This is a genomic window from Collinsella sp. OM08-14AT, assembly GCF_003438115.1.
Taxonomy (GTDB): domain Bacteria; phylum Actinomycetota; class Coriobacteriia; order Coriobacteriales; family Coriobacteriaceae; genus Collinsella.
The window spans coordinates 39342-51247 of record NZ_QSTE01000009.1; the positions used below are offsets into that span (position 1 = coordinate 39342).

Annotated in this window: 11 protein-coding genes; all 11 read right to left on the bottom strand. The window is 61.0% G+C overall.

Going from position 1 to position 11906, the window contains the following annotated elements:
• Positions 1-2: 2 nt before the first annotated feature.
• Positions 3-1469 (bottom strand): GTPase ObgE, encoded by a 1467-nt coding sequence (gene obgE, locus DXC18_RS06225; RefSeq protein WP_199412225.1) that lies wholly within the window; start codon positions 1467-1469, stop codon positions 3-5.
• A gap of 84 nt (positions 1470-1553) precedes the next feature.
• Positions 1554-1811 carry a 50S ribosomal protein L27 gene (gene rpmA / locus DXC18_RS06230; protein WP_006236075.1) on the bottom strand — a complete coding sequence of 86 codons (258 nt, stop codon included), beginning with the start codon at positions 1809-1811 and terminating at the stop codon, positions 1554-1556.
• A gap of 33 nt (positions 1812-1844) precedes the next feature.
• Positions 1845-2219: a 50S ribosomal protein L21 gene (gene rplU / locus DXC18_RS06235; RefSeq protein WP_035138585.1), complete on the bottom strand. Its 375-nt coding sequence runs from the start codon at positions 2217-2219 to the stop codon at positions 1845-1847.
• A gap of 67 nt (positions 2220-2286) precedes the next feature.
• A complete protein-coding gene (locus DXC18_RS06240) occupies positions 2287-3099 on the bottom strand; it encodes a TIGR03936 family radical SAM-associated protein (protein WP_117716657.1) in 813 nt (270 codons plus the stop codon).
• Complete coding sequence (locus DXC18_RS06245; RefSeq protein WP_117716658.1) at positions 3096-4973, bottom strand: TIGR03960 family B12-binding radical SAM protein; 1878 nt, start codon at positions 4971-4973, stop codon at positions 3096-3098. Before DXC18_RS06245 ends, DXC18_RS06240 begins: the two co-directional genes overlap by 4 nt.
• 10 nt (positions 4974-4983) lie before the next feature.
• Positions 4984-5913 (bottom strand): YcjF family protein, encoded by a 930-nt coding sequence (locus DXC18_RS06250; RefSeq protein WP_117716659.1) that lies wholly within the window; start codon positions 5911-5913, stop codon positions 4984-4986.
• A gap of 18 nt (positions 5914-5931) precedes the next feature.
• Positions 5932-7158, bottom strand: coding sequence for an FtsW/RodA/SpoVE family cell cycle protein (locus DXC18_RS06255; protein ID WP_117716660.1), 1227 nt, complete (start codon positions 7156-7158; stop codon positions 5932-5934).
• A gap of 9 nt (positions 7159-7167) precedes the next feature.
• Entirely contained in the window at positions 7168-9237 is a 2070-nt protein-coding gene (mrdA, locus tag DXC18_RS06260) for a penicillin-binding protein 2 (protein WP_117716661.1), read from the bottom strand.
• Between the two features lie 13 nt (positions 9238-9250).
• Positions 9251-9817 (bottom strand): hypothetical protein, encoded by a 567-nt coding sequence (locus DXC18_RS06265; protein WP_117716662.1) that lies wholly within the window; start codon positions 9815-9817, stop codon positions 9251-9253.
• A gap of 12 nt (positions 9818-9829) precedes the next feature.
• Entirely contained in the window at positions 9830-10771 is a 942-nt protein-coding gene (gene mreC / locus DXC18_RS06270; RefSeq protein ID WP_082421788.1) for a rod shape-determining protein MreC, read from the bottom strand.
• 78 nt (positions 10772-10849) lie between these two features.
• Positions 10850-11881, bottom strand: coding sequence for a rod shape-determining protein (locus tag DXC18_RS06275; protein WP_006236061.1), 1032 nt, complete (start codon positions 11879-11881; stop codon positions 10850-10852).
• Positions 11882-11906: the final 25 nt, after the last annotated feature.

Here is an 11906-nt window from a genome sequence, read left to right on the forward strand (position 1 = left end):
GCTTACTCGCCCTCCGAGGTCTCGGCATCGTCCGCGGCATCAGCCGCATCGATAGCCTCGACGCCCTCATCCGCAGCATCGGCCACGTCAATGGCCTCAACGGCAACGTCCTCACCAGCGTCCTCGAGCTCCTCGTACTCCAAGAAGTCCTCAGCGCCCTCAAAGTCAAAGGCGCGCTGGCAAATGCGGACCTCGTCGCCCGCACGGCAACCGGCCTTCTCGAGCGCGTCGTCAACACCCATACGCGCAAACTTGTGCTGCAGATAAATGACAGCTTCCTCGTTTTCCCAATCGGTCTGGATGACCATGCGCTCAATCGCGCGACCAACCACACGGAAGGCACCGGGCTCTTCCTGGACAATGCGGAAACGCTTCTCGCGCTGCAGACGGCGGCGCTCCCACTCCTCGTCGCGCAGATCGACTGGCTCAGCGGAGACCACCAACTCGGCACGCAGCTTAGCCACCTGCTCGCCCACGGCAAGCATCAGCGTGTTGAGGCCGGCGCCCGTCACGGCGGACACGGCAAAGAACATATGTCCATCGTCGAGCGCGGCGCGCTTGAGGTCGGCAATCATGTCGGCCGTGCCCGGCGCATCGCACTTGTTGGCGACGACGATCTGCGGACGCTCCGAAAGCTCGGCGCCATACTGCTCGAGCTCACGGTTGATGATACGGTAATCCTCGACCGGATCGCGATCCTCAAACCCGCCCGTCATGTCAACGACATGCATGATGAGCGCCGTGCGCTCAATGTGGCGCAGGAACTGGTGGCCCAGGCCCTTGCCCTCGCTCGCGCCCTCGATCAAACCAGGAACGTCGGCAACGACGTAAGAATACTCACCGGCACGCACCATGCCGAGGTTCGGCACGAGCGTTGTAAACGGATAGTCGGCGATCTTGGGACGGGCGGCACTCATGCGCGCGATAAGCGAGGACTTGCCCACCGAGGGGAAACCCACGAGCGCAGCATCGGCCATAAGCTTCATCTCAAGCTCAATCCAGTGCTCCTCGGCCGGTTCGCCCAGCTGAGCGAACGCGGGCGCGCGACGCACCGACGTCACAAAGTGCGTGTTGCCCAGGCCACCGGCACCGCCGGGCGCCACGACAACGCGCTCGCCATCGTGCACCAGGTCAGCAATCTCGAACATCGGGGTCTGCGTCTCGGGGTCGAGCTCGCGCACCACGGTGCCCATGGGAACCTTCAGGATCAGGTCCTCGCCGCTCTTACCGTTACGACGGGCACCCTGCCCATGCGTGCCGCGCTCGGCGCGGAAGTGATGCTTGAAGCGGTAATCGATCAGCGAAGACAGCTGAGCATCGGCCTGAATGACAACATTGCCGCCACGACCGCCGTCGCCGCCATCGGGGCCGCCCTTGGGGACAAATGCCTCGCGCCTAAACGACATGCATCCGGCTCCGCCGTCGCCGCCGCACACGTTAATGCGGCTGATATCGGTGAACTGTGACAACAGAATCGCCTCCTACAAAAAGAGGGAGACCCTTGAATCCTAAAACTCAAGTGCCTCCCACATATGTGCTCTATGAAGGGTAAATTACGCGTTCGCGAGCGGGCGTACGCTGACCCTGTGCTTGATACCCTTGTGGAACTCAACGGTACCGTCGACCAGCGCGAACAGCGTGTCGTCCTTGCCACGGCCAACGTTCTCACCCGGGTGGATGTGCGTGCCGTGCTGGCGGACGAGAATCGTGCCCGTGGTTACCGTCTGGCCGGCATAGCGCTTCGTGCCAAGGCGCTGACCGCGGGAGTCACGGCCATTACGGGAGGAACCGAGTCCTTTTTTGTGTGCCATTGTGTATACCTACTCTTTCGTTACGAGTGTAATCTACTCGGCGACGGGAGCCTCGGCAACAGCCTCGGCCTCTGCCTTGACAGCCTTCTTGGCGCGGGACGTAGCCTGGACCTTCACGATCTTCAGCTTGGTGAGCTGCTGACGGTGACCCTTCAGACGACGATAGCGCTTACGCTTGTGGAACTTGAAGACCAGCTGCTTCTCGCCCTTGAACTGCTCAACGATCTGAGCGGTAACCTTGGCCTTGGCCAGCTTGTCGGGATCGGTGACGATCTTCTTACCATCGTTGAGGAAGATGACCGGCAGGGTGACCTTGTCGCCCTCATTGCCCTCGATCTTCTCGACGGTGATGACATCGTCGGTGGCGACCTTGTACTGCTTGCCGCCCGTGTTAACGATTGCGTACATGTTTACTTGCCCTTCATGCATCAGTTAGTGCAACAGCCGAATATAGTAGCAGGCGAAAATACCCCCGTCAACGAGTATGTGGAGCAAATCCACAAGTTCGCACAGGTATGGGGCTGACGAGTCGGCCCTCGTCGTCCTCGCATGCTTGATTCTGACGCTCGACATCGTAGGAGCAGATGGTCACGAGGTCTTGCATACCGGTGGAAACAATAGGTGCATCGACGCCCGGGGTCAAGCCCTGCAACAAAACATCAGCAGCAGAAAGCAAAATCTCCGGACGCATGGAGCCCTCGTTGTCGGCATGGGTGTCGAGCATGAGCACCAGATGGTCCGGACGCTCCCCCGCCGTGATCTCATAGCCCACCAGTGTGTGGTCAAGGTCTAAGCGCTTGCTCTTTTTGCCGCGCGCATAGTCAATACCATGACCCGCGCGCAGCGTGTCAATCGCAGCGCGCACCTCGTCGGCGCTCACGGGGGCTTCGGGGTCCAGGTGCAAGTCGATACGGTACGACAGACGCGTAAGCTGAGCCGTGAGCGCCGGCGTGCGCACGTCGATGTACGCCGCCTCGATGGGCGCCAGATCGGCCGGAGAGGCCGCAGCCAGGCGCCCAAACGCCTCGTCGAGCGCCACGAACTCGGTCATAAACAGGTCATACCACTCGCAGGTCGACGACGTACCCACCGGTAGCGCCGAAGAGAAGCCCACGCGCATGTGCGGAGAGAAGCCCTGCGTGACGGCATAGGGAAGTCCCGCACGGCGCACGATGCGCTCAATGGTATGGATTACTTCGAGATGGCCCAGGTACTTAAGGCGATCGCGCTTGCCATAGCGAACACGAAGTCTAAAGAGCGTGGGGTTGTCGGTCAGGCGCTCACTCATGCGCGATCACCCATCAATACATTCTTGGCGTGGAGCGTGGGGCAGATTCCGCAGCCGGTGCACGACGTGCGAGTGCAGTCGGGAGTCGTGACACCCTCGAGCGAGCGACGGTACTCGCGCTCGAGGAAGCCGCGCGTGCAGCCGGGGCTCACATGCTCCCACGGCAGACGCCAGTCCAACTCGTAGGGCAGGTGCACAAGCTCATTGAGGTCGATGCCGTTTTTGGCAGCAGCCTCCTTCCAGTTATCGAGCGAGAAATGCTCTACCCAGGCGTCAAAGCGAGACCCCGAGCGCCAAGCATCGATGATGACGGGCGTCATGTCACGACCGGCGCGGGAGAGCGCGGCCTCGATGAGCGAGGTCTCGGCATCGTGGTAATGCACGCGGACGGCACGGTTGCGAACGCTCGTGATAAGCAGCTTCTGGCGACGCTTGACGTCGTCGTAGTCGAGCTGCGGGCACCACTGGAACGGCGTGGCAGCCTTGGGGATAAACACCGAAACCGAGATGGACACCGAGATCGAGCCGCGACGAGCCTTGGGCACCACGGAACGACCGAGCTCCAGCACGTGATCGGCCAGATTGGCGATGGCCACGATGTCCTCGTCGCGCTCGCCGGGAAGGCCCATCATAAAGTAGAGCTTCATGCGGTTCCAGCCGGCCTCGAAGGCCGCCTTGGCCGCACGGTCCAGGTCCTCCTCGGTCACGTTCTTGTTAATGATGTCGCGCATGCGCTGGCTGCCGGCCTCGGGCGCGAACGTCAGGCCGCCCTTCTTTTCGCCGGCGACCGACTCGGCCATATCCACGCCAAACGAATCCAAGCGCTGCGACGGAATAGACACGCGAATACCCGTATCCTCCAGGCGACGGTTGAGCCTGCCAAGCACGTCACGAATGCAGGAGTGGTCGGTCGTGGAGAGCGAGGTCAGCGACACCTCGTCATAGCCGGTCTTTTCCAGACCCTGAATCACCGACGAGACGATCTGGTCGGCCGAACGCTCACGCACCGGGCGATACGTCATGCCGGCCTGGCAAAAACGACAGCCGCGAGCGCAGCCGCGCAGAATCTCGATAGACAGGCGGTCGTGAACCAGCTGCGCATAGGGCACGCACGACTGCGACAGCGGATTCGTGGCGCCGAAATCCTCGACGACGCGTTTGTAGACCACGGTCGGCGCATCCTTGCCCTCGCGCGGCACGGTGTAGCCATGCGGCGAGCAGGGCTCGTCGTGACGAACCTCATAGAGCGACGGCACGTAGTTGCCGGCAATGGATGCAAACTGCTCAACAATCTGCGCGCGCGGGACTCCTTCGTCGCGCAGGCGACGATGCAGCTGGCAGGTCTCGAGCAGCGATTCCTCGCCCTCGCCGATGAGGATGGCATCGAAGAAGGCCGCGTACGGCTCGGGGTTGTACACCGAGGGGCCGCCGGCGATGATGATGGGGTCGTCTTCACCTCGGTCGGCCGCTAACAGCGGAATGCCAGCGAGGTCGAGTGCCTCAAGGAAGTTCGTCACCGCCATCTCGTGCGGCACATGCAGACCGACGATATCAAACGAAGCGACGGGGGCGGCACCCTCGAGCGACAGCAGCGGAATACCCGCCTCGCGCATGGCGTCACCCATATCGGGCCACGGCACATAGCCACGCTCGCAGGAGATGCCCTCGGCCTGGTTAAGGATGTTGTAGAGGATGGCGATACCATGGTTGGGCAGACCGACCTCGTACACATCCGGGTAGATCAGGCAGCAACGGTAGTCGGCATCGGCCTTTGAAAGCGTGCCCCACTCGTGATCGATATAGCGACTCGGCTTTTCGACCTTGGCGAGCAGCGGCTCAATTAAATGAAAACAGTCTTGATACGGAACGCGCAACGGAAAACCCCTAAGCAGCGAGATCGGATGCGTCCTCGTAGGACGCCATAGGACGGGTAGCGCCCGCGACCGTGGTCACCAGATCGCGAACGCGGGAGAACGTGGCAGTGACCACCTCGTTGGCACGGCTGTAGTCGACATCGCGCTCGTAGAGCGAAACGAGCGCACGGCCCATGCCATAGGTGCCCGCGGCGGCAGTAAGCGCCTTGACGGCAAACCCAATATGTGGCGTCTGCTTGACGAGCGCGCTGGTGACCGCGCGGATCACAAGACCGCCGGCAAGCACGCCCGCGACCTCGTAGCCGCGCTCAGGCTTAATGCCGCGTCCAAAGACGGCAGCGAGCTCAAAGAGCATGCCCACCTGCGCCAGCGCCATCACGGGATAATCGGCGCCCGGCAAAAACACCAGCGCACCGGTCGCCATATTGGTGAGCGCGCACGAGGTGATGATACGATTGGCCGCCGCGATGCGCATGAAGGCAAAGTTCGCCGCAAAAGCCGTTTCCTTGTCGGTGCGATCGAGAATCCAGCGGGCAAGCGTCTCGAGCAGATACGTCTTATCGGTTGCCGCTACCACGCCGAGCATAGGCGTGGACTCCTCGATAAACGGCACCTCCACAGCAGACTCGGCAAGCACGCACACGGGCGCGCCGGCGATCACGAGCTCCTGCACGGCACTCTCCAAGCGGTCGGAACCGCACGAGAGCACCAGTACCACATCGGTATCGGTCTTTGGAGCAATTCGCTCCTCCCCCAAACGCTCGACGCGCACAATGCCCGAGGTCGTCTGCGGCACAAAGGCGTCACGCACCGTCTCGGCCAGAAAGCGCGAGGCGGACGAATCCAAATAGACCGAGACGCGCACCGGCGTATCGGAATCCTTCTTAACGGACGCGCCCATCTTAAAAGCGCGGGTCAGCTTATCTACGGGAATTTTCATAGCAAACCCCTCAAGCGGTTACGCGGCGCCCGAACGATGCCGCCATATGGATTGTACGATACCCACCGTCAGCAGCTGAATCATCATCGAAGACGAACCAAAGCTAATAAACGGTAGCGGAATACCGGTAATCGGCATCATGCCGATGCACATGCCGATGTTTTCGAAGGTCTGGAACGCCCACATGCCAACGATGCCCACACACGAAAGGCGCAAGAACAGCGACTCGCACTTAAAGGCGACGCGAATCGTCGAAAAGATCAGCAGCACGTAGAGGCACAGGAGCAAAAAGGAACCGCAAAAGCCAAAGGTCTCGGACAGGAAGGCGAAGACGAAGTCGGTGTGGAACTCAGGCAGAAAGCCGCCGGCCGACTGCGTCGCATGGCCTAAACCCTTACCAAAGAAGCCGCCCGAGCCAACGGCGATAAGCGACTGCTGCAGGTTGTAGGCATCGTCCGAATCGGCATTATCGGGGTCGATAAAGACCGTTAGGCGGTTCATCTGATACTGCTTGATGAGCACATCGTGGCCGAGCAACGAATCAAAGACCGAATCGAGCGCCAGAACGAGGGCCACCAGGCCCACAAGCAGGGCCAGGGTCGACAGCACCCATTCGCGGCGCGCACCGCTCATGCAGATGACGATGGCGCCCGAGACCAGCACGACCAGGCCCGAGCCCAGGTCGCCCATGGCAACGACGGCCAAAAACGGGATGGACAGCATGCCGCAGAGCTTGACGTAGTCGCGAACGGTATCGATGCGGCCGTTATACTGCGAGCCAAGCGTGGCGATAAAGAAGATGGTGATGAGCTTGGCAAGCTCAACGGGCTGGAATGTCAAACCGATACCGGGAATCTTGATCCAGCCCGTCATGCCCAGACCGCCCGTATAGGACAGACCCGGAATCTTGGGCGAGAAGATCACGATCAGGTCGATGACGAGCAACGCCGTCGAAAAATTGGAAATACCGCGCAGGTCGGTACGCCAGACCAGCACCGCCAGCAACGCCCCGATACCAATTCCCAGCAGGTGGCGCGAGAATGAGGCGTCGGCCTTAAACTGTGACGCCGACCAAATAATGATGGCGCCATAGGCAACGAGCGCGACGGTAGCCAGCAGCACACCGATATGCACCTTTTGGCGAAACGTACCGCGCGAGGCCGAAAGTTGCTTGTTGACGCGGTCCAGGCTGCTGCGAGAGCCGGTCTTGGTTGAACGGAACAGATCCGCCGGAGAAAAATCCATCGCAACCTCCTATCGAACCGAAGAATCGCCCGAGGCCGAAGAGGTATCGGGCTCGTCATAAATCACGCCGAGCACGTCGCGCACGACATGCATCGCGGTATCCGAACCACCGCCGCCCTGCTCCAGGACAGTAGCGATGACATACTTGGGATCATCGGCCGGTGCATAGGCGCAGAACCACGCGTATTCGTCCTCGCCGCTTTTCTCGCCCGTGCCCGACTTGCCGTACACCTGCGGCGTCAGGGTGCCAAAGTGAGCCGCCAGGGACGTCGATGCCGTGTAAATCACGTCGTGCATGCCGTTGCGAACAAGAGTCAAATCCGAATCGCTGTTGATCTTGGCCTCCAGGCGCTTCTTCTTGCCCTTGCCGTTGTACTTATAGGCATCGCCGTCGCCATCGCGCGACACGGCAGACAAAAACACGTGAGGCACGTACTGTTTGCCGCCGTTGGCAAGACCCATATAGGCGCACGCCATCTGCAGGGGCGTCACCAAAATGTCGCCCTGGCCGATGGCAATGTTGGTCATATCGCCGGCATTCCACTTGCGGTCCTCGGCAGAGGCGTCGGTAAAGTACGACTCTTTCCACTCGGCATCGGGAATACGGCCCGCGCCCTCACTCGGCAGATCGATACCGCAGGTCTTGCCTAGGCCCCAGCGACGAAAGACCTCCTGCAGGCCCTCGGAATGTTGCTCGTCATAAAAGAAGGCCTTGCCCATGTCGTAGAAGACGGGGTCGCACGAGTTGGCGATACCCGACTGCAGCGTCATGGTGCCGTGGCCAGACGTCAGCCAGCAGCGCTTGCCCCAAGCCTTGCCCAGGCCCGTCCAATAGCCCGTGCAGTTGGTTGTCTGCGTTGAAGTGTAGGTTCCAAACTCAAGACCGGCCAGTGCCGAGAGCGGCTTGATGGTCGAGGCCGACATGTACTGTCCGCTAATGGCGCGGTTGAGCAGCGGGTGCGAACCCTTGTCATCATTGAGCTCGGTCCACACGTCATTTGAGATGCCGCCGATAAAGACGGACGGATCGAACTTGGGCTCGCTCGCCATGCCCAGAATCTCGCCGTTGTTGGGATCGAGGCACACCACGGCGCCGTTGCCGGCGTTGCTGTAGCCCGTGGTCTTGGCGAGTTCGATAGCGCTCGCCAACGCCGTCTCGCAGGCTTGCTGAATCTTGAGGTCAAGCGTGAGCTTAATGTCGGAGCCGGCCTTGGCGGGCACGGCGCCGGCCTGACCAGTCACGTTGCCCGAGGCATCGACCTTGACGGTCTGCTCGCCACGAATACCCTGCAGCAGGTTTTCGTAGTAGCTCTCAACACCCGCCTGGCCCACGATATCGCCCGACTGGTACGTAATCCGGCCAGCAGAAGCATCATCATCGCCAGAGGTTTTCTTATTCTGGGCCTCGAGCTGCTCGGAGGTAATGGTGCCGGTATAGCCCAAGATATGGCATGCCGTCTCGCCATATGGATACTGGCGCTCGGTGCGCTCGGCAATCTTCACGCCAGGGAACTCGCCGGCGTGCTCCTGAATATAGGCAACCGTGGAGCGGCGCACGTCCGTCGCGATGGTATGCAGGCTCTGGGCGCCCTCGGAATTGTCCTGGATATTGCGCAGCACCGCGACGTAGGGCATACCGAGCACGTTGGCAAGATGGCGAACCAGCACAGTGTCATCGGCCAGGTCGCGATAGGCGACAACGGCAAGTGAGGGACGGTTTTGCACAAGTGCCACGCCATTGCGATCAAGGATTCGCCCGCGCACAGCCGGCGTGGTGACAGTACGGGTCTGGTTGCTCTTGGCCTGCTTGTCGTAGTAGTCCGACGAGACCATCTGCATACCCCACAGCTTGACGGCGAGCGCGGCAAACATCGCGCCCACGCCGGCGGTGAGGATAGAGAAGCGACCCTTGAAGGCGGTAGCGGCGGTATTGCCCTCGCCCTCGGTGGCACGCGGGGCCGTTCCATGCTGTGTGTCGTAGGTAAAACGGGAATCGCCGCGGCGCATGATGACCAGCGCGACCACAATGGCCACGACCAGCACGATACCGGCGATGATGACCGTCATCTGGGAAGACATCTACGGGCCTCCCCTATTTGAGTTTGCGGGTCTTGGGCTTGAAGCGCATGCCCGTCTGACGACCACCGCGTGCGGAGAATCCGTAACCGGACTGCGGCACGACACCGGACATCAAAAACGGAATGGCAACCAGACCCGTCAGGATCGAAGACGGCAGTGCGTGGCCAAAAATAGCCACCACAAAGCTCGTCTCCAGACCCATAAACAGCAAGATGATGCTGTAGACCACGTTGATGGCAAGCGCGAAGGCGCCCACGGTAATACCGCGCGCGCTCGGGGAGCCGCCCGTCTGACCGGCAGAGCTGTGCACCAGGGCAAAACTGCCCACCGTCAGCAGCAGCGACATAACGCCCACCGGCACGGCAGCGGACAGGTCATAGAACAAGCCGCTGCAAAACCCGCACGCGACGGCACGGGTCGGGTCGCCCGAGAACACGCTTAGGCACACCAGGATAATCATGAAGTTGACGCGACCGCCCGCAATGGAGATCTGCGGTGCGAGGCCTGCCTGCAGCAGCACGCACACGATGGCGGCGATTGCAAACGTGCGGGAGCTCATCCCCTGCTCGTGTAGATCCATGGACATGCCCCCCTATTCGCTCGAGCCGGAATCGGTCGTCTCGGACGTGTCGGAACTGTCATCCGAGCTCTCGTCCTTCGTCTTGGTCGCAGCATCGCGCGACGTTCCCTGCGGCGTGCTATTAGCGGTGCTCACGTCCTCATCCGAGGCCGACTGTTCGTCGGTCAGCGAGGTAATGACCAGCACTTCCTCGTTGTTCTCGGCCGTTGTCTGAGCGCGCACCACAATGGTGTAGTACACGTCGTTTGCAGATTTCTCAACCGACGAGACGGTGCCGAGCGGTAGGCCCTTGGGGAACACGCCACCGATGCCAGAAGTAACGATGATGTCGCCAACCTTAACATCGGAGTCAACGCTCACGTACTCAAGACGCAGCGTGCCGTCAGCCTGACCCTGCAGCATGCCCTGGGCGCGAGTGTCCTGCACCATGGCGGACACGCCCGAGTTCTCGTCGCCAATCAGGCGCACGGTCGATGTCTTGGCCGAAACTTCGATGATCTGGCCGATAACACCGGCAGAACTCGTCACGGGCATGTTGATGGTAAGGCCGTCGGCAGAGCCCTTGTCGATGGTTACGGTCGAAGTCCAGGCATCGCCCGAGGCACCAACGATACGAGCTGCGGTCGATTTGAGGTTGTAGGTCGACTGCAGGCCGACCAGGCCCTCCAGGCGCTCGGCAGTCTTTTGAGCCTCGGAGAGCTCAGCAACCTTAGAGGTCAGTTCCTCGTTTTGCTTCTTAAGCTCGTCAAGCGTGTCCTGCGACGCCGTAAGGTTAGAGAACACGTTTCCGATCGCATTGAAGGGAGCCGCCACAGCCGAGCCCACAAAGCGCACCGGCGAGGTAATCGTCGTCACGCCCGAGCGCACGGCATGAATCGGTCCTGCTTCGCCCTCCCGGATGTAAAACGTGAGCAGCAACACCGAAATCAGGCTGAAAACAATCAACGGGCGCATACCCGTTGATTGTCGCTTGGTATTCAGATTTGTGGAGAAACCCGAAGATCGTGCCAAATGGAATCCACCTTTTGGAAATTAAGCATTGGTCTGGACGAAGCCGCCATCAAACGCATTGGCCTCGAGCACGCGGGCACAGCCGTTAACAACGTTATCGAGCGCCGTGGGGCTGACGTTGACCGAAACGCCGGTCTCATCGCGCAGGCGCACATCGAGACCGCGCAGCAGCGCGCCGCCACCGGTCAGCAAAATGCCATAGTACATAAGGTCCGAGGCAAGATCGGGAGGCGTAGCGTCGAGTGCGTCCTTGACGGCCTTGGCCATCTCGTCGAGCGGCTTGTTGAGTGCGCGACGAATCTCCTCGCTCTCGATGCGCACGGTCTTGGGCAGACCGGTGATCACGTCGCGGCCGTTGACCTCGACGTCGAGCTCATCCTTGAGCGGCACGGCGGAGCCGACCTTGATCTTGATGTCCTCTGCCGTACGCTCGCCGATGGCCAGGTTGTAGGCATCACGAACGTGCGTGAGGATGGCCTGATCGAACTCGTCGCCGGCAATACGGATGGACTGCGAGACGACGATGCCGCCCATAGCGATAACGGCAACCTCGGTGGTACCGCCACCGATGTCGATGACCATGGAGCCGGTGGGTTCCTCGACGGGCAGGTCGGCGCCGATGGCAGCCGCCATGGGCTCTTCGATCAGATAGGCCTGGCGGGCACCGGCCTGGATCGTGGCCTCAAAGACAGCGCGCTTCTCGACCGACGTGACACCGGAGGGAACGCAGACGACAACACGCGGACGCGGAGTCCACGGATAGCGCTTCTCGGACGCCTTGTCGATAAAGTAGCGAAGCATGGCCTCGGTAACATCGAAGTCGGCGATGACGCCGTCCTTCAGGGGACGAACGGCCACGATGTTGCCGGGCGTACGGCCGAGCATGCGCTTTGCCTCGATACCGACCGCCAAGATGCGCTCGTCGTTCTTGTCGATGGCGACAACAGAGGGCTCGCGAATGACGATGCCCTTGCCGCGCACGGAGACAAGCGTATTGGCGGTGCCGAGGTCGATGGCAAGATCGCCCGCATAGCTACCGAAGAACATATCCATCAAAGAAAACAACGCAACTCCTGAT